Source organism: Pseudomonas sp. BF-R-19 (assembly GCF_019956445.1).
In the GTDB taxonomy this organism is placed as follows: Bacteria; Pseudomonadota; Gammaproteobacteria; order Pseudomonadales; family Pseudomonadaceae; genus Aquipseudomonas; species Aquipseudomonas fluorescens_BH.
In genome coordinates, this window is record NZ_JAHBDN010000036.1 from 66,244 (window position 1) to 85,217 (window position 18,974).

General features: G+C 59.7%; 17 protein-coding genes. 8 read left to right on the forward strand and 9 right to left on the reverse strand.

The window, feature by feature from the left end:
- Positions 1-10: 10 nt before the first annotated feature.
- The 4 genes from KGB28_RS05975 to KGB28_RS05990 all read right to left on the reverse strand — a co-directional run bounded on the left by KGB28_RS05975 (position 11) and on the right by KGB28_RS05990 (position 5,107).
- Positions 11-991: a quinone oxidoreductase family protein gene (locus KGB28_RS05975; RefSeq protein ID WP_223443414.1), complete on the reverse strand. Its 981-nt coding sequence runs from the start codon at positions 989-991 to the stop codon at positions 11-13.
- 249 nt (positions 992-1,240) lie between these two features.
- Positions 1,241-2,209: a DNA-binding transcriptional regulator DsdC gene (gene dsdC / locus KGB28_RS05980; protein WP_223443417.1), complete on the reverse strand. Its 969-nt coding sequence runs from the start codon at positions 2,207-2,209 to the stop codon at positions 1,241-1,243.
- A 161-nt stretch (positions 2,210-2,370) separates the two neighbouring features.
- Complete coding sequence (dsdA, locus tag KGB28_RS05985; protein ID WP_223443420.1) at positions 2,371-3,723, reverse strand: D-serine ammonia-lyase; 1,353 nt, start codon at positions 3,721-3,723, stop codon at positions 2,371-2,373.
- 43 nt (positions 3,724-3,766) lie between these two features.
- Positions 3,767-5,107 carry a gluconate:H+ symporter gene (locus KGB28_RS05990; protein ID WP_223443423.1) on the reverse strand — a complete coding sequence of 447 codons (1,341 nt, stop codon included), beginning with the start codon at positions 5,105-5,107 and terminating at the stop codon, positions 3,767-3,769.
- A gap of 455 nt (positions 5,108-5,562) precedes the next feature.
- Here KGB28_RS05990 and KGB28_RS05995 point away from each other — a divergent pair, with 455 nt between their 5' ends.
- The 5 genes from KGB28_RS05995 to KGB28_RS06015 all read left to right on the forward strand — a co-directional run bounded on the left by KGB28_RS05995 (position 5,563) and on the right by KGB28_RS06015 (position 10,787).
- Positions 5,563-6,414, forward strand: coding sequence for a sugar phosphate isomerase/epimerase family protein (locus KGB28_RS05995; RefSeq protein ID WP_223443426.1), 852 nt, complete (start codon positions 5,563-5,565; stop codon positions 6,412-6,414).
- Positions 6,415-6,428: 14 nt separating this feature from the next.
- Positions 6,429-7,499 carry an isopenicillin N synthase family dioxygenase gene (locus tag KGB28_RS06000; protein WP_223443428.1) on the forward strand — a complete coding sequence of 357 codons (1,071 nt, stop codon included), beginning with the start codon at positions 6,429-6,431 and terminating at the stop codon, positions 7,497-7,499.
- A 46-nt stretch (positions 7,500-7,545) separates the two neighbouring features.
- Entirely contained in the window at positions 7,546-8,340 is a 795-nt protein-coding gene (locus KGB28_RS06005; RefSeq protein ID WP_223443430.1) for an ABC transporter substrate-binding protein, read from the forward strand.
- 64 nt (positions 8,341-8,404) lie between these two features.
- Positions 8,405-9,952 carry an amino acid ABC transporter permease/ATP-binding protein gene (locus KGB28_RS06010; protein WP_223443432.1) on the forward strand — a complete coding sequence of 516 codons (1,548 nt, stop codon included), beginning with the start codon at positions 8,405-8,407 and terminating at the stop codon, positions 9,950-9,952.
- A gap of 46 nt (positions 9,953-9,998) precedes the next feature.
- Positions 9,999-10,787, forward strand: coding sequence for an SDR family oxidoreductase (locus KGB28_RS06015; RefSeq protein WP_223443434.1), 789 nt, complete (start codon positions 9,999-10,001; stop codon positions 10,785-10,787).
- Positions 10,788-10,864: 77 nt separating this feature from the next.
- Here the strand turns inward: KGB28_RS06015 and KGB28_RS06020 are convergent, their stop codons facing one another.
- From KGB28_RS06020 to KGB28_RS06040, 5 genes are read right to left on the reverse strand one after another with little or no spacing between them, the layout of a single operon-like run.
- Positions 10,865-11,698, reverse strand: coding sequence for a class I SAM-dependent methyltransferase (locus KGB28_RS06020; protein WP_223443436.1), 834 nt, complete (start codon positions 11,696-11,698; stop codon positions 10,865-10,867).
- A complete protein-coding gene (locus KGB28_RS06025) occupies positions 11,692-12,849 on the reverse strand; it encodes an acyltransferase family protein (RefSeq protein WP_223443438.1) in 1,158 nt (385 codons plus the stop codon). Before KGB28_RS06025 ends, KGB28_RS06020 begins: the two co-directional genes overlap by 7 nt.
- Positions 12,846-13,712, reverse strand: a complete 867-nt coding sequence (locus KGB28_RS06030; protein WP_223443440.1) for a class I SAM-dependent methyltransferase — start codon at positions 13,710-13,712, stop codon at positions 12,846-12,848. Before KGB28_RS06030 ends, KGB28_RS06025 begins: the two co-directional genes overlap by 4 nt.
- The gene (locus KGB28_RS06035) at positions 13,709-15,013 is read right to left on the reverse strand and encodes a glycosyltransferase (RefSeq protein WP_223443443.1); all 1,305 of its coding nucleotides are present in this window, start codon (positions 15,011-15,013) and stop codon (positions 13,709-13,711) included. Before KGB28_RS06035 ends, KGB28_RS06030 begins: the two co-directional genes overlap by 4 nt.
- Positions 15,007-16,665, reverse strand: a complete 1,659-nt coding sequence (locus tag KGB28_RS06040; protein ID WP_223443446.1) for a glycosyltransferase — start codon at positions 16,663-16,665, stop codon at positions 15,007-15,009. The genes KGB28_RS06035 and KGB28_RS06040 overlap by 7 nt, the downstream gene beginning before the upstream one ends.
- Between KGB28_RS06040 and KGB28_RS06045 the strand changes: the two genes are divergently transcribed.
- The 3 genes from KGB28_RS06045 to gmd all read left to right on the forward strand — a co-directional run bounded on the left by KGB28_RS06045 (position 16,655) and on the right by gmd (position 18,971).
- Positions 16,655-16,879, forward strand: a complete 225-nt coding sequence (locus KGB28_RS06045; RefSeq protein WP_223443449.1) for a hypothetical protein — start codon at positions 16,655-16,657, stop codon at positions 16,877-16,879. The genes KGB28_RS06040 and KGB28_RS06045 overlap by 11 nt on opposite strands.
- Before the next feature lie 209 nt (positions 16,880-17,088).
- Complete coding sequence (locus KGB28_RS06050; protein ID WP_223443474.1) at positions 17,089-18,003, forward strand: GDP-mannose 4,6-dehydratase; 915 nt, start codon at positions 17,089-17,091, stop codon at positions 18,001-18,003.
- Positions 18,000-18,971 (forward strand): GDP-mannose 4,6-dehydratase, encoded by a 972-nt coding sequence (gmd, locus tag KGB28_RS06055; RefSeq protein ID WP_223443451.1) that lies wholly within the window; start codon positions 18,000-18,002, stop codon positions 18,969-18,971. The genes KGB28_RS06050 and gmd overlap by 4 nt, the downstream gene beginning before the upstream one ends.
- The last annotated feature ends 3 nt before the right edge of the window (positions 18,972-18,974 follow it).

Below are 18,974 nucleotides of genomic sequence, written 5' to 3' on the forward strand. Positions count from 1 at the left end.
ACAGACCTCCTCAGATGACGAAAATCGATGAGCCAGTGGTCTTGCGCGACTCCAGATCACGGTGAGCCTGCACGGCGTCCTGCAAGCAGTAATGCTGGTTGATCCCGATCTTGATCTTGCAGCTCCCGACCAGGCCGAACAGTTCACCGGCCAGGTCAGCCTTTTCTGCCGGGTCGGCGATGTAATCTGCCAGTGCCGGACGCGTCATGAACAGCGAGCCTTTCATCGCCAGCTGCGCTGGACTGAAGGGTGGAATCGGACCGGATGCAGTACCGACGCAGACCATCAGGCCACGACGTTTGAGAGAGTCCAGCGAGCCCTCGAACGTGCTCTTGCCAACGCTATCGAACACCACGTTGACACCCACGCCGTCGGTCAATTCACGCACGCGCCTGGCCACATCCTCATGACTGTAATTGATCACATGATCGCAACCATGAGCACGGGCGAGCTCAGCCTTGGCCTCGCTGGACACGGTGCCGATCACCTTCAGGCCTTGCAGCTTGGCCCACTGCGAAACGATCAGGCCGACACCACCGGCGGCAGCATGCAGCAGGATGCTGTCACCGGCCTTGAAGTCATAGATGCGACGCATCAGGTACGCCGAGGTAAGCCCGCGCATGGTCATGGCCGCCGCTGTCTCGAAAGAGATGTTTTCCGGCAGCTTGATCAACGGCGCAGCCGGGATCAGGCGCTCGGTGCTGTAGGCGCCGAGGGTGTTGGTAAAGCCGGTATAGGTGACCCGATCCCCGACCACCACATTGCTCACGCCCTCGCCCACTGCCTCCACCACACCGGCAGCTTCAACGCCGATGCCATTGGGCATCGGGATCGGGTAAGTGCCATTGCGAAAGTAGGTGTCGGCATAGTTGAGACCGACCGCTACGTGGCGAAGTCGAACCTCACCAGGACCGGGCTCGCCAACCTCAACCTCTTCAAAACGAAGAACCTCGGGACCACCGGTTTCATAAAATCGTACGACTTGAGCCATGCTTTTTTTCTCCAATCAGCGTTCTGGGTGCACTGCGGCAATTACGTTGACTGGAATGTAAGCTGCAGGCTTTCCGAGCGCGTCTCATCAAACGACAGCGCCGTCACATTTGATGACAAACGGCGTCGTTGGGCACCTTCCTCCCCCGGTGACTTCCCTATCTGCATATTTGACTCAGGCGTGGCGCAAGATAGCGGCGGCTTCACCAACTGGAGGCGGGCCTGACCACCCACATGTACGCATGCCGCATCAGAACAGGTCGTCGTTCTCATCCAGGGGTGATGATTGACGCGCGCATTCTCGTAGCCAGTTCATGAAAACCAGCAATCGCTTGGGAACAGTTCCGAGCGGTGGGTGAACCAGATAATAATCGTAGTGGCCTGAGCGGCTGAATTCAGCGAGCGGCAGAACGAGCTCGCCGCGATCAACTCGCTTCTGCACAAGCTGCTGACGGCCAATCGCAATGCCGGCGTGGTTCATGGCTGCCGTCACACTCAAATCAGAGCGATCGAAGGTCAAGCTACGCTTGGGAAGTGCCGCGAGCAGGTTGTGTTGCTCTGCCCAAAGCGTCCACTCGGCATCATAAGCCGCATGATCCCAGGCCAGGGAGTCATGCAAGGTTGTGCAGTACCTCAGGTTGTCCGGGTTCTCCTCCAGGCGATGGCGTCGCGCATAGTCAGGACTGCACACGGGGGCCAGCCGTTCGCGCATCAACCGATGGCTCGTCAGCCCGGGAAACTCGCCATTGGCATAGTACAGGGCCAGGTCGATTTTACGGGTTCGAAAATCGACATTGTCATTGCCTGTCCGCAGGTCCAGTGACACCAGAGGATAACGCTCAATAAAGTCAGCCAGCCTCGGAACCAGCCAGCATTGGGCGATGGAAGGCCTTACATAGAGCGCGATCGAGCCGGCAATTTCCGCCTGCGACGATTGCTCAAGTGCCTCGGACAATTCTCCCATCGCATTCTGGAGTATTTCGAAGATACGCTCGCCTTCGTCGGTCAGGCTGACCTGCCGGGTCAGGCGCTGGAACAGTTTCATCGATAACGCGGTTTCCAGCCGACTTATACGGTGGCTCACGGCGCTTGCAGTCAAACACAGTTCCTGCGCCGCACGGGTAAAGCTCAGATGACGGGCGGCAACCAAAAAGGTGTGAAGGTTTGCAAACTGGCTGCTGTTGAGCCTGGAGCTGATACGAGGAGGAAGGTTGAGCACGACAGTTTTCCCTCAAACCCAAAAGCCGCTTTGCGTTGTACGCCTTTGCAGCGGTCAAACGTACCGAATGTGGCAAGACGTTCATCTTGCCACATTCGGTTTACGCTTAAATCGGCGATGACTCTGTCGAGGCCAGGCCATTGCGCTCCATTCAGGCCCGATCAGCCGTTGGCGAGCAATTCACGGCCCTTGGCCAGATAAGCGTCCATCTCCTCGCAAGGCACCATATTGCCGCCCGTTGCCCACACCAGATGGGTGGCTTGCGTCATGGCCTGGCTGTCCAGGCGCGCGCGGGCCAGGTAGCCCTGCCGGTCGGCATGGACTCTGGCAATGCCGGGCACACCGGCGAGCGCGGATGGCTCCAGGCGCATACCTTCGCTGCGCTCCATCAGTGCCAGCAGACTGTACATTTCCTCGTCGCTGACCGTGTAGAAACCATCAAGCAAGCGCTGCATGGCCTTGCCGACAAAACCTGAAGCGCGTCCGACGGCGAGGCCGTCAGCAGCCGTCACGTTGTCGATGCCGAAGTCTTGCACGCTCACTTCGTCGTGCAGGCCGGTATAGACGCCCAGCATCATGCATGGCGAGTGTGTGGGCTCGGCGAAGATGCAATGGACAGCATCGCCGAAGGCCAGCTTCAGGCCGAAGGCCACGCCGCCAGGCGCGCCACCTACCCCACAGGGCAGATAGACAAACAATGGATGTTGCGCATCCACGGTGATGTCAGCCGCTGCCAATTGCTTTTTCAGGCGCTCACCAGCCACCGAGTAGCCCAGGAACAGGTTGACCGAGTTTTCATCGTCCACAAAATGGCAGGCTGGATCGGACTCCGCTTGTTGGCGGCCTTGCGCAACGGCCACGCTGTAATCGGAGGAGTACTCAACAACGGTAACGCCGTGTGAGCGTAACTTGTCTTTCTTCCATTGCCGCGCATCCGCCGACATATGCACGGTCACCTGGAAACCCAATGCCGCCCCCATGATGCCGATGGACATGCCAAGGTTGCCGGTCGAGCCGACGGCTATTTTGTATTGGCCGAAAAAGGCCCGCGCCTTATCGCTGTCCAGCACGGCGTAGTCGTCGTCAAGCGTCAACAGATTCGCGGCCAACGCCAGGTCTTCGGCATGCTTGAGCACTTCATAGATACCACCACGCGCCTTGATCGAGCCCGAAATCGGCAGATGGCTGTCGCGCTTGAGCCACAGCGCCCCTTCCAGTGCCTGACCGTAGCGCTCGCCAAGCAACTGCTGCAGTTGAGGCACGGGCAGAATGTCCGATTCGATAATGCCACCACTGCATTGCGTTTCCGGAAACGCTCGCTGCAGGTAAGAAGCAAAACGCACCAGTCGCGCGCTGGCATCGGCGACGTCTTCGGCCGTCAACCCCACATCGCCAATCGATTCCGCGACCGGCGCCACGGCAGGGTTGAACCAAGTGGTTTCTTGCAGCGCGACCAGATCGCGAATCAAAGGATAACTGGCGTACCAGCTTTCAAGGGGTCTTCCCAAAATCATGACGTGGTCCCTTTAAATAATCAGGATGAAAATACGGGTGAGATCAAACGAATTGCGACAGCAGCAGGGTCAGCCCCAGCGCAATCAATGAAGCCAGTACGGTGGCCGAGGTGAACTTCTTCAACGCTTCGGCTAGCGAGACACCCAGGTACTCCTTGACCACCCAGAAGGCAGAGTCCGTCACATGGGTCCAGCCAATGGCGCCGGCACCGATGGCAATGCAGATAATTTCCTTACTCACGGTTGGATGAGCGCTCAGCATCGGCATCACCATGCCGGCGGCGCTGATCATTGCCACCGTCGCTGAACCGACGGCGAAGTGCATCAAGCCTGCCACCAACCACGCCAGGACGATGGGATTCATGTTCAATTGCGTCAACGAACCGGACAGCGCATTACCCACGCCGCTGTCGACCAGGATGCCGTTGAATGCCCCACCGGCACCGATGATCAGCAGAATGCTGGCCAGCGCAGGAAAGCTCTTCTGAGTGTGCTTGAGCAAATCAGGCATTGATAAGCCGCGGCGCAAACCCAGTGCCCAGTAAGCGAATACCACAGCAATGGACAGTGCTATCAGCGGCGTCCCCAGGAATGAAACGATGCTGAAGAGCACGGAGTCATGAGGCAGTCCGGCTGCAAGACTTTTGCCGACCATCAGCAGAAGTGGCAACAGGATGGTCATCAGCGTCAAGCCAAGGCCTGGCAAGTCCCGGGTCGCGCTGTCAACGCAATGTTCTTCCAGAAAAGCTTCTTGAGCGTCAGGCGCTTCACTCTTGCAGACCAGCTTGATCCACAGCGGCCCGGCAATGATGGCGGTAGGCAGCGCGATAATGAGGCCATACACGATAACCTTGCCGACATCGGCGCCCAGCAACCCGGTGATGGCCATGGCGGCAGGGTGCGGGGGCAACATGCAATGAACCGCCATCAGCGACACGGCCAAGGGCACGCCCAGGTACAGAAGGTTGATCCGGGTCTCTTTGGCGACCACATAGATCAGGGGAATCAGCAGAACGAATCCAACCTCGAAGAACACCGGTATGCCCGCGATAAACCCTACAAGCATCATGGCCCATGAGGCACGCTCTTTACCCAGGGCGCTCAATAGCGTCTGGGCAATGCGCTCCGCACCACCGGACTCTTCAAGCATCTTGCCGAGTATGCCGCCAAGGCCAATGATCGTTGCCAGGAACCCGAGTGTTCCACCGACACCTTTTTCATAGGAAGAGGCAATTTGCGCCAGTGGCATGCCTGAACCGGTGCCGACCACAAAGCTCGCTGCGGTCAAGGCCAGGAATGCGTGGACACGAACTTTGACGATGAGAAAAACGATCAGAATGATGGCGCAAAACAACACCAGCAATAGGGTGGGACCACTGTGCATACAATCTCCTGAAGAGCTTTTATTGTTGAAATGAGTGATCTGGGCCACTCAGCTTTTCGGCATTAGAGAGCGCGACACAGGGACCTGACAAAGGATGGATTTTCAAGGGATGGATGACATGAGGTCATCTATGGCGAATGTATGGCGTGAAGTGATGAAAGTTCGCGCCTCACCTTCCATGAAGTCGCTTGGGAGTCTTCAAAATGATGCCGTAACAATGGCATCCCTCGCTAATAGCCAACGTAGACACGTACTCGCCCTCAAAACCCCTCCTGGTCAACGGGATAAGTAGCTAGCTATTTGTTAATGAAAGCCTGAAGTATTCATTTGAACTTTCAGATTCTTTCAGTGCGCGGCCTGTGCCTAACATCGACTCCACAGCGAACCAGCCTCTTGGCAGCCTGGCGCCGTCGAAGTGCATTTGCAGTAGGCCTTGGGATTTTTGAGGATCACCGATGAAGCTGGAAATTTTCCGCACGCTGTGGGGCTATACCGCCAGCAAGGCTCAGGCGCTCGAGGAGTTGCTGCAAGCGGGCTTTGATGGCATGGAGGCACGCCTGCCACTGGACGCCCGTGAACGGATCGAGTTTGGCGCCTTTCTGCGGGCCAATCGCCTGGGCTATATCAGCACGGTCTTCACCGCGTACGACGTGCTGCCGGAGCAGTCGGCAACGCCTGTCGTCCACCTCGATGACCTCGACCGGAAACTCGCCTGGGCCGCCGAACTCGGCCCACGCTTCGTCAACGTGCTGGCGGGCAATGACCGCTGGTCCTTGCCACAACAAGTGGAGTTTTTCGGCCAGGCGCTGGATCTGGCGCGCAAGCACGGCCAGGTCTGCAGTTTCGAAACCCACCGCTCGCGGTCGCTGTTCAACCCCTGGGTGACCCTGGAGTTGATCCGGCAACTGCCCGATCTGTTGTTCACCAGTGACATCAGCCATTGGGTGGTGACCTGCGAGCGCCTGTTGAATGACCCGGCCGATGACCTGAGCGCTTTCATCGAGCGGGTGCACCATATCCAGGCCCGGGTCGGTTATGACCAGGGACCGCAGGTTCCGCACCCGGCGGCTCCCGAATATGCCAGGGAACTGGCCTTCCATCAGCAGCACTGGGAAAGCATCTGGCGTTCGCAGCAAGCCCGCGGCTATCAGGTCAGCACCCTGACCCCGGAATTCGGCGCCGACGGCTACCTGCATCACTTGCCCTTCACCAATGTCCCGGTCGCCGACCTGTGGTCATTGAACGTGTGGATGGGCCAGACCGAGCGTGAACACTTCGACCGTTTCAGCCATTCAAGCCATCCTTAGGGAGCCGATGCGTCATGCCTGACAACAAAAACAACAGTGCAAGCACTGACACACACAAAGCCAACTTCAATAGCATTCCGGTGGTCAACATCGCCGGTCTGTTCAGCTTTGAACTGGAACACCGTCTGGCCGTGGCCGAACAATTGGGGCGCGCCGCCAGCGAGGTCGGGTTCCTCTATATCACCGATCACGGTATCGACCCGCAACTGATCGCCAACCTGCGCCAGGCGGCCAAGGACTATTTCGACCAGCCCCTGGACGCCAAGATGCGCCACTACATCGGCACCTCGCAAACCCACAAGGGCTTTGTGCCCGAAGGCGAAGAGGTCTATTCCAAGGGCAAGCCGGACCACAAGGAAGCCTTCGACGTCGGCTTCGAAGTCCCGGCCGATGACCCGTTGGTGCTGGCCAACACCCCGTTGCTGGGGCCCAACGACTGGCCACAGCTGCAAGGTTTCAAGGCGTCGGTGCAGGCCTACTATGAAGCCATCTTTGCCTTGGGCCGGCGCTTGTTCGGCGGCTTCGCCCTGACCCTGGGCCTGGAAGAAAACTATTTCGACAGCCTGGTTACCCGTCCGCCGTCCAAGCTGCGCCTGATCCACTACCCCTTCGACGGTGCCGCCCATGACGCACCGGGGCTTGGCGCCCATACTGATTACGAGTGCTTCACCATCCTTTTGGCCGACAAACCGGGCCTTGAGGTGATGAACAGTCTTGGCCAATGGATCGATGCACCACCGATTGCCGATGCCTTTGTCGTCAACATCGGCGACATGCTGGAAGTGATGACGTCAGGCGCTTTCGTTGCCACCGCGCACCGGGTGCGCAGCGTGAAGGAGGAGCGTTATTCCTTTCCGCTGTTTTACGCCTGCGACTATCACACCCAGATCAGACCGCTGCCCGGATTCGCCCAGGCAGGCAACGACTACGAAGAAATAACTATCGGCGAACACATGTATGGCCAGGCGCTGCAGACCTATCAGTATCTGCGCCAGAGGGTGGCCAACGGGGACGTTCAACTGCCAGGCAAGGCACGCAAGCCCGCCAGTTTCGGACATTTGAAAAATCAGGCGCAACCGTCCTGATTGAAGTTTTCAGCTAAACCCCTACCTACGCCGGAGTCAGCACATCATGCAAAACAACAAGAAAAACCTTTTGAGCCTGGCTGTATTGGCAGCCGGCATGTTCGGCGCCTCGGTGAGCATGGCCGCGGCAGACACGTTCAAGGTCGGCATGGAGATCACCTACCCGCCCTTCGAATCCTATGACAAGGACAAGAATGTGGTGGGTTCCGACCCCGAACTGGCAACGTCACTGGCCAAGCACATGAACGCCAAGGTGGAGTTCGTCGACACCAAGTTCCCGAGCCTGATCCTCGGCTTGAACTCCGGCAAGTACGACGCGGTCATTTCCGGCATGTACATCACACCAGAGCGCCAGACCCAGGCCCAGACCATCGCCTATGCCAACACCGGTGCCGCGGTCATGGTGCCCAAGGGCAGCGAGATCAATGCAAAGAAGCCTGAAGACCTGTGCGGCCTGAAACTGGGCCTGGAACAGGGCACTACCTGGGTCAAGGAATTCCGCAAGCTGTCCGATGAATACTGCGTGCCGAACAACAAAGGCGCGATCACCGTCAGCGAATACCCCTCGGCACCCGAAGTGACCCAGGCCCTGTTGTCCAAGAACATTCAGGCCCAGGTTGAAATCGCTGGCGCGGCAAAAATGATCGCGGAAAAGACCAATGGCCGGGTAGTGATCACCACCGAGCATCCGATTTATCAGCAAACCCTGGGCATCTTCGTCAAGAAGGGTAACGACGAAACCTACCAGGCCGTGCAAAAGGCCTTCGAGGAGAGCAAAAAGAGCGGTGAATACGCGGCAATTCTCCAGAAATATGGCTTGGAAGAGCCGACTGCCAACTAAGAACCTGTCCTTGTAGTCTGGTCATCTGCCTCCCCTGCACCGGGGCGGCAGATCGAGGTGCCCCATGCAATTCGATTGGTCGTATTTCTTATCCCTGTTCTCCCTGCCGGACTTCTGGAAGGCCTGCGTCACGGTGGTCCAGCTCAGTGCTTTGGCCTGGTTCATCGGCATGCTGCTGGGTTTTGTCCTGGCCACGGCCAAGCTGTCCCAAACGCCCTTGTTGCGCATTCCCGCAGCGGTCTACATCTGGTTCTTCCGCAGCATCCCGTTGCTGGTGCTGGTGGTCTTCGTCTACAACCTGCCGCAATTGTTTCCCGGTAGCGGACCGATTCTGTCCAACCCCTTCTACGCAGGGTTGCTGGCCCTGGTGGTTACGGAAGCTGCGTACATGGCGGAAATCCATCGTGGCGGCCTGATTTCCGTAGCCAAGGGCCAGAAGGAAGCCGGGCGCGCGCTGGGTGTCGGCCTGTTCGGCATGCAACGCCTGATCGTGATCCCCCAGGCTTTCCGTATTTCGCTGCCCACACTGATCAATGAATACATCACGGTGGTCAAGCTGACCTCGCTGGTCTCGGTCATCTCCCTGACCGAAATCCTCACGGTCGGCCAACGCCTCTACGCCACCAACTTCCTGGTCATGGAAACCCTGGCAGCGGTAGGCGTCTATTACGTGTTGATCGTCACCGTGTTCGGTTATTTCCTGCAGCGCCTGGAGCGCTACCTGGACCTGAACTTCCGCAAGCCGCACACACTCGACACGGCCACCATCGACCGGTTCAGGGCTAGCGCCGAAGCGTTGCCCGACACTGCGCGCAAAGCCGCCGGCAACAACGCGTCGCCCATCCTGCAATTGAAGAACATCCAGAAGAGCTATGGCACCCACAAGGTGCTGATGGGTATCGACCTGAATGTCGAATATGGCCAGGTGGTCTCGATCATCGGGCCATCCGGCTCCGGCAAGACGTCGCTGATTCGCACGGTCAACGGCCTGGAAACCATCGATACCGGCGACATTCTGTTGTTCGGTGAAAAATTCATCGAAGCGTCGGACAAACCCAACAGCTCCCGCCTGCGCAAAGGCGTGCGGCACATCGGCATGGTGTTCCAGAACTTCAACCTGTTCCCGCACCGCACCATTCTCGACAACGTCACGCTGGCACCGCGTTACCACGGCCAGCCGGGCGAGCTGAGTGAACATCGAGCCTATGCGCTATTGGACAAGGTCGGCCTGCTGGCCCATGCCCACAAGTACCCGCACCAGCTCTCCGGCGGGCAGCAACAGCGCGTGGCGATCGCTCGAGCCCTGGCGATGGAGCCGCAGATCATGCTGTTCGACGAGCCGACCTCGGCCCTCGACCCGGAACTGGTCAACGACGTGCTGAACGTGATCCGCGACCTGGCCAAGGAAGGCATGACCATGCTGATCGTGACCCACGAAATGGACTTTGCCATGTCGATATCCGACCGGGTCGTCTTCATGGAGAACGGCAATATCCAACTGGATGCCGCACCGCAAACCATACGATGCGATGCCGAAGGAGAACGCGTGCGGCGCTTCATGGGCATCAGTACCCGATCGCCGAACCTGTCTGCAACGCTGGATCATGCATGAGCAGGCAAGCACTTTCTTCGAACTTCCTTCTTTCAGGAAAACGCACATGAATCTGGGAATAGCAGGACGCTGGGCACTGGTATGCGCCGCCAGCAAAGGTCTGGGTAAAGCCTGCGCACAGGCGCTCGTTAACGAAGGCGTGAACGTGGTGATCACCGCACGGGGCGAACAGACGCTGAATGAAACAGCCCGTCAGCTCAGGGCGATCAATCCTGAGGTGACGGTCATCACCGTCGCCGGAGACATTTCGACGCCCGAGGGTCGGGCGGCAGCGCTCACGGCCCATGAGCATTTCGATATCTTGATCAACAACGCGGGTGGCCCTCCCCCCGGGGATTTCCGCGAATGGAATCGCGACGCCTGGCTCAAGGCGCTGGATGCCAACATGCTGACGCCTATCGAGTTGATCAAGGCCACGGTAGACGGTATGGCGGCACGTGGATTTGGTCGAATCATCAACATCACGTCGAGTGCCGTGAAGTCCCCTATCGAAAGCCTGGGTCTGTCCAACGGCGCGCGCAGTGGTCTGACGGGGTTTATCGCAGGGCTTGCCCGGCAAGAAAACATTGCCAGTCGCAATGTGACGATCAACAACCTGCAACCGGGCTCGTTCGACACTGATCGACTGCGTGACAACCTGGTCGCTGCTGCCCAGGAGCTGGGGCAAGACAGTGAGGTATTCCTTGACCAATGCCGCAGCGAAATTCCTGCCAAGCGCTTCGGCTCAGCCGAGGAGTTCGGTGCGCTGTGTGCCTTCGTTTGCAGCAGCCATGCGGGCTACCTGACCGGGCAGAACCTGTTGATTGATGGTGGGGCCGTTCGCTCCAGCCAATAATGGGCCGCCAACCGGATCGGCACCGCATGGCGGTGCCGGACGGCCTGGTGAAGACCGTCGCTCACACAGGTGGCTAATCAGGGTTTGCGCGCAATGATCACCTGACTTTTCGCCACCACCGCATCCAGCGCCTGCTTGATCTGTGCACCCCGTGGCGAAGCCAGGATCGCCTGCCAGGTATCCGCCCAGTGGTTGAGCAGCGGATGGTCCGGGTTGCTGAAATCGACCTTGGCTTCCCAGAACAACAGCATCCACATCGACCAGTAGAATCCGTACTGGCTGTGGCTGATCACTTCCAGGCCGGCATCGCTGACCATCGCCTTGAACTGCTCTTCGCTGATGATGCGGATGTGGTTGGGCTTCTGGAAATACTCGGCCGCCGCGATATCTTTCTGCAGGTCTTCGGAGCTGGGATGCGGGACGCTCAGCAGATACAACGCGCCCGGTTTGCCGACGCGCACCAGTTCAGCGAGGAACTGCGCCGGATCGTCCACGTGTTCGATGACCTCGGTAGACACCACCCGCGTGGCGGTCGCATCGGCTATCGGCAGCGGGTTGCAGTCGGTGACATGGCATTCGACGTCCCGGGCCGGTGTATCGCCCAGGCGCTGGCGGGTCGCCTCGACCTTGGCCGCATCGATATCGGCGATGATGATCTTCGCCCCGCGCATCCCGCAGAAATGCACGTTGCCGCCGTCGCCACAGCCGACATCCAGCAGTGTGTCTTCGGGGGTCACCGGGAATCCGGTGAACAGTTCGCCGGTCTGCTGATTGAACCAGCCGCTGAGCATCGCATCGTGCAGGCCGAGCATGTAGGGGTCGACCTTCTCCGCCACTGGCGCTGCGGGCGGTGTCTCTGCCTGCGCAGGCGCGGGCGTGCCCGCCGTGAGTTTCTTCAAAAGGCTCAGCATGAGGTGGCTCCAGAGGATGGGACGGCTGTTCGGGAGGTGCCCAGGCGTTTGACCAGCGAGGCACCGCGGTTGCGCATGGGCATTTCAATGAAGCGATAGTTGAGTTCGCTCAGCAGCACGATCAGGCCCCCAGCCATCAGCAACATCAGAATCGGATGACCAGCCGGACTGGGCAGCCCGGCAGCCTGTAAACGGAAAATGAACTCACGAACCAGCAAGTAGGCCGGGATATGGATCAAGTAAATCCCGTAGGAACGACTGCCGACCCAGGTCATCACGTTCTTGAACGTTCCCTTGGGCATCAGGTAATCGCGGTTGTAGGACGCGATCCACACCAGCAGCGCGCACAACAGCGCAATCACACCGATCCGGTAATGGGTAAAGGTGAAACGGTCCGTCGCCATGAAACCGAGCACCAATGCAATCCCGACCAATGCCGACAAGCCGGCCCAGGGGCGACGCAGGAAAGTCGGCTCCCAATGCCGGTACGAAGGCTGCACGCTCCACATCGCCAACAGCACGCCAAGGGCCAGCGCGTCGGTGCGCACCACCATCAGGATCGGCGTGCGCAAGGTCAACAATTGCAGCGCAACCAGCGCCAGCAACGCCCACACCAGGTGCTTGCGAAACAGCACGATCATCAGCGGAAACAGCAGGTAGAACTGCTCCTCCAGCGACAGGCTCCAGTACACGAAACTGGTGCCGTACTCGTAGCGATAAAAACTGTCGGCAAAGCGGAAGTTGGCGTACTGGGCGATGCCGGCCAGGGTCGCCTGAAGGTTCGCGTGCAGGGTGCCGAACGCGCCGGAGCGGTTGAGAAAAAGGCACGCCAGCAACATCAGCGCCAGCCATAACCAGGCCGACGGCAGCAAACGAAAGGCCCGGCGCAACCAGAAATTGCGCGTCTGTTGCCAATACTCCTGACGCGTGGTGCAGCGGCGCAAGCCCGGGATCAGGCTGCGGGCAATGACAAAGCCCGAGATCGCGAAAAACAGATCCACGCCCCACCACGGCTGGCTGTACAGCGTGATGGCCTGCAACAACGGCACAGCCGCCGCGAACAGGCTGTCCTGCAGGTGATGAAACAGCACGCCAAGCACCGCAATGCCGCGCAGCAACTCGATGTCCATGATCCGTTTTTCGTTACTCATGCACCCTCCTGGACATGAGGTTTGCGAGCAATGATCACCTGGCTCTTGGGCATGAACCGGTCCAGCATCTGCTTGATCGCCAACCCGTCGGGCTGGGCCAGCAAGTCCTGCCAGGTTTTCGCCCAGCTCTCCATCAGCGGCGGATACGGCGCCTGAATCCGGTCGCGAACCGCCCCCCCCAGATCGCGCCCAGCGGCACGTTCACTGGCCCAGAAAAAAATCATGCCCATGACCCAGAAAAACCCGGTGGCCTGGCGATGCTCGATGACCAGGCCAGCGTCTTCCACCAGCGCGGCGAATCGCTCGGGGCTGAAAATCTGCACGTGATTGGGCGATTGAAAATAGCTGGCCGGGGCGATGCCTTTCTGCAAATGCTCGCCCACCGGGGACGGTACGCTCAGCAGGTACAGCGCGCCGGGACGGCCCATGCGCACCAGTTCGGCCATGAAGGGTTCTGGCTGATCGATGTGTTCCAGCACTTCCATGCACACGATTTTGCTGGCGCAGCCGTCGGCCAATGGCAGCGGCAAACTGTTGCTGACCAGCCCCAGGTTCGGTTTGTCCGATTGAGCCGCCACTTGCCGGGCAAGCTCGCGGACCTTGTCGTGTTCACTGTCGGTGAAGATCACCGAAGCGCCCTGGCGGACCGCGAACAAGGTCGCCACGCCTTCACCGCAACCGACATCCAGCAAGGTGTCGTCGGCGGTGATGGCAAACCCCTTGAGCAATTCGCCGCTGTCGCCGAGAAACCAGCCGTCGAGCAGGGCATCGTACAAACCGATGTCCCTGGGCGAGACTCGCGCTTCTGGTGGGGCGACCGCTACCGGTGCGGGCCGCAACTTCGCAAGCAGGCGCCGAATCATGTGCCCGACGCTTGTGCGCAGTTTGCTTCACGCCGTTGCAGCAATTGCTCGAACACCGCCTTCAGGCGCAGCTCGGCAACGGCCTGGCTGCAGAATCCCTGCAGGCTGCGCACGGCATGGGCCGACATCCGTTGATAGCGCTCGACGTCCTGTCTGGCGACGTCATGGCTGGTGGAAAATGCCGTGCACAGCGAGTCCCAATCCGTGACGTAACGCAGGGTACGATACGCTGCGCGAGGATCGTGGGGCCAGGATGTCAGTTCGTCGGTACTGTCGACGATAAACGCGTTGTCACGGTCGATGTAGTCGGCCATGGCGGTGTTCAGCGGCGCAATCGCCGGCTTGCCGCAGGACATGAACTCCATCAACGGCAGGCACTGCCCTTCGCCGTAGGAGCAGTTGACCACGTAGCTGGTGGCCTCGACCAGACGCTCATAGTCGATGTCGGACAGATAGCCGTGGATCAGCACGATGCGGCATTGGTAGGACTGATTCTTGTAGACGTGGTGCAGCATGTCGTTCAGCGCGTTGGCGATGTCATGGTGCGTGAGCTTGAGCACCAGGGTCGCGTCGGGCGTGTCGCGAAAGGCAGTGCAGAACGCACTGATCATGTCCTTCCAGTTCTTGCGCCCATCGTAAGGATTGAACACCGAGGTGTAGACCACGCCTTCGAGCAGCAGCTCACAGTCGCGCGGCGGCTGGTCGAAGGCGATCGGTGTGCCCTCGCGCAAGCGTTCGGGGCCGTAGGGACGCAAGTCCGTGGTGCGACTGTCGATCAACAGCCCGCGCAGGTTCAGACGCGTCGGGCCCACGACCGGACGCTTGTCCAGAGGCTCGCCACGGGCGGCAAAACGGTCCCAGACAGGCGCCGCGATAGCGCTGATCGGGTAATCGGGGCCCATAACATCGCGCACGGCATTCACGGTAAAACTGGAGTGGGTGATCGCCGTCCCGCTGGTGCCCAGCACCGTCCGCCAGTCATGCCGCGGTTCGCCCTGCCAGCTCTCGGTGGGAATGGTGCTGAACTCCCAGGCGAACACCGGAATCGTCGGGCACGCGTAGTGGACCGGCGTGCGATGCGGCGGGGAGAAGGACAGGAACACGCAGTCTTCGCCCCGGCTCAGGCAATCGAAATACAGCCGATCGACCAGTTCGTCCGGGTTGCTGACCTCGATCACCTGCCCCAGTCGTTCAAGCACCGGGCGAAATTCCTTGAGGACGAAGTAATAGCTGTACTCGGGCCGCCCCAGGTTCTGCTGGATGTTGCTCTTGTTGGTTTCCGAATGAATGATGATCAGCACGATGCAGCCCCCGTTTCAGCAACCACCGGCACGGCGTCACGGGCAGGTTCCTGTTTGAAGAACAGCGCCAGTCGCTGCTGCACCGGGGCGAAGCTGCAATATTCGTGCATGCGTTCGCTGGCCGCGTCGGCCATGGCCTGCCAGGCGTCCGGCTGGTACTTTGCCATCGCGTAGCTGTTCTCATAAGCCATTTTCAACGAGCCCCAGTCCGGACGGTGGCGCAAGGTGCGGTACAGGATGCGCGCATCTTCCGGCCAGATCGTCGGTTCCTGGCTGGACTTGACGACGAAGGCCACACGCTCGTCGATGTAGTCGCGCATCGCCGTGTGGTTCGGGGCGATGACAGGCCGGGCGCAGGACATGAACTCCATCAGCGGCAGGCACAGGCCTTCGCAGCGTGAAGCGTTGACGTAGTAACTCGCCGCGCCATAGAGCCGGGCGAACTGTTCGTCCTGCAGATAACCGTGCATGACCACCACGCGACAGGCGAAGGGCGAGAGTTGGGACAGCAAGGTGATGAGCTCGACGTAATAGGTCGACAGGTCGTTCTGGGTCATCTTCAACACGAGCGTGGCATCTTGCACATTACGCAGCGCCCAGCAGAACGCCGTGATCAGGTGGTGCCAGTTCTTGCGCCCGTCATCGGGGTTGAACACGCTCACGTAGATGACGCCATCGACCTCGATTTCCACCGTTTGGCTGGTGTCGGGGAAAGCCGCTTGTGGATGCTCGTCCTGCGAAGGGGCTTGGCTGATAGCAGGCGCATCCGGCGCGGGCGCTTCGCTGACGGCAGGTTCAACCGGCAACGGTTGAGGCGTGCGAAATCTGGCCAGCCATGGACGAACGGCATCCGGCACCAGATCGCGAACGGCTTCGCGGTACCACAACAGCAGGTTGTGTTTAAGCAGGAACAGCGTCGAGTGCTCACTCTCATTCGAAAACGCTCGACAGGCTTCGCGCAGGTAATGCTTGGTGATGAAGAGGCGTCGCCGCGGGGTCAACGGTGGCGCTGGTTCCGGTACCGGTTCCAGTTCCGGCTCTGGTTCCGGCTCGACGATTTCCTCTGGTGGTTGCTCGATGAGCGGCGCGATCAGGCCATCGGCGGACAACCCCATCGAGCGGCTGTCCAGGATGCAACCCTTGATCTGCAACGTAGCACCCGCGTTCACCGGAGTACCGGGATATTGCTGGCGGATGCCGGCGAAGCGTTCCCACAAAGGCGTCGGCAACACCAGCACCGGGAAGTCGTCGCCCAGGGTCCGGCGGATGGCTTCGGCGGTGTGGGTGGACAAGGTGATCACCCGCCCCAGGCGTGCCAGTGTGTGGCTCCAGTCTTGACGCGGATCGTTGTCCCAGTGCTCGGCAGGAATGGTGTCGAACTCCCAGGCGACCACGCACGCCATCGGGCATTGCAAGTCGGTGGGGGTCTTGTGCGGTGGCGCGAACGAAATGAACAGGCAGTCCTGACCGGCCTGCTGCAACTGCCGATACAGCGGGTCGACCTCGGCGGCCGATGACACCACATACACCGGTCCGAGGCTTTCGAACAGCGGTCGATACGCCTTGAGCACGAAGTAGTAACTGTACTCGGGACGGCCGAGACTCTGGCTGATGGAGCTGTCGTTGACGTCGGAGTAAAGAATGAAATTCATGGCATCCCACGGTGACGCCGCCATCCCGGCAGCTTCACGCTATGACGGGGAGGATACGGTTCGAGTCAGTGTTTACTGGCGCTCGTCCATCGTCTTCCTGCCCGTCTTCGTTCTTGTTTTAGTGGTCAGTTTCTCGCAGTTTCGAAGCGACGCTGCCGAACCCCGGGTAATCGTGACGAGGGGCATTCTAACCACATCCGTTGAGGATCCGTGAACCGCCCGACGAGAATAAATCAGGCTACGCTGACGAGAACTGATCAGTCACGGTTGGACCTGTTGAAATTGCCGAGCAAATGGCACAGATTGACCACCAAACAACTACAACAAACATTTCATCTGTCTTTGCGAGCGATCCTGTTGATTCGTGAGACCCTTCCATCAGGTCTGTAGGACTGGATGAAATGTATGACCGGGGGGTCGCTGTTGAAAAAACGTCTGTTTGTCACGGGCCTGACTGGATTCACAGGGCAACACATCCAATCGCGTTTGCAGGCCGATGCCTCGGAATGGGAGCTTCTGCCTGTTCCTTGCCGCTACGATCTCGGCGTACCGGAAAGCCTCGAAGGCTTGTGGCCGCAAATGCCCGATGCGGTGATTCACCTGGCGGGCCAGACTTTCGTCCCGGAGGCCTTTCGTGATCCGGCGCGCACCCTGAACATCAATCTGCTGGGCACCCTGAACCTGCTGCAAGCCCTCAAGGCGCGCGGATTCACCGGCACGTTCCTGTACGTCAGCTCCGGTGATGTCTATGGCCAGGTCACTGAAGCCGATTTGCCCATCACTGAATTGCAACCACCCTGCCCGCGCAACCCATATGCCGTGAGCAAACTGTCGGCAGAGTTCCTGAGCCTGCAATGGGGCCTGAGCGAAGACTGGCCCGTACTGGTTGCCCGCCCGTTCAACCACATCGGAACCGGGCAGAAAGACAGCTTCGTCATCGCCAGCGCCGCACGTCAGATCTGCCGGATCAAGCAAGGCCTGCAAGGGCCACAACTGGAGGTCGGGGACATCGACGTCACGCGCGATTTCCTCGATGTCGGGGACGTGGTCTCGGCCTACCTGGCCTTGCTGGAAAAAGGTACGCCGGGGCAGGTCTACAACATTTGCTCGGGGCGCGAGCAGAGCATTCGCAGTTTGATCGAACAGCTGGCAGATCTTGCCCAGGTCGACCTGCAACTGGTCCAGGACCCTGCGCGCCTTCGCCGCGCGGATCAGCGTCGGGTGTGTGGCAGCCCTGCCAGGCTGGCCCAAACCACCGAATGGAAGCCTGAAATCACAACACAACAATCCCTGCGGGCGATCCTGTCCGACTGGGAGAAGCGAGTACGACAAGAATGACTAAAAGTGCATTGATCACAGGTATCACCGGCCAGGATGGCGCTTATCTGGCGAAACTGTTGCTCGACAAGGGCTACAAAGTCCACGGCCTGGTGGCGCGTCGCAGCAGCGACTCGCGCTGGCGCCTGCGCGAGATGGGAGTCGAGGCGGACATCGTCTACCTGGACGGCGACATGGCCGATGCCTGTTCAGTGCAGCGCGCGGTGATCAAGTCGGCGCCGGACGAGGTCTACAACCTCGCCGCGCAAAGCTTTGTCGCGGCCTCCTGGGATCAACCGGTGACCACCGGCATCGTCGACGGCCTGGGCGTTACCCACCTGCTCGAAGCGATTCGTCAGTTCAGCCCGCATACACGTTTCTACCAGGCGTCCACCAGCGAAATGTTCGGCCTGATCCAGGCCGAGCAGCAGGACGAGAACACGCCGTTCTATCCGCGCAGCCCTTATGGTGTGGCCAAGCTGTACGGCCACTGGATCACCGTGAACTACCGCGAAAGCTTCAACCTGCACGCCAGCAGCGGCATTCTGTTCAACCATGAATCACCGCTGCGTGGCATCGAGTTCGTGACGCGCAAAGTCACCGACGCCGCCGCCCGCATCAAGCAGGGCAAGCAGCAGGAACTGCTCCTGGGCAACATCGACGCCAAACGCGACTGGGGCTTTGCCGGGGATTACGTCGAAGCCATGTGGCTGATGCTGCAACAGGACAAACCCGACGACTTCGTGGTGGCCACCGGCGTCACCACCACCGTGCGCGAGATGTGCCGGATCGCCTTCGATCACGTGGGCCTGAACTACCGCGATTACGTGAAGATCGACCCGGCGTTCTTCCGCCCGGCCGAAGTCGAAGTGCTGCTCGGCAACCCGGCCAAAGCCCAGCGTGTGCTGGGCTGGAAACCAAAAACCGATCTGGATACCTTGATCCGCATGATGATGGATGCGGACATGAAACGCGTCGCCAAGGAGTAGGCC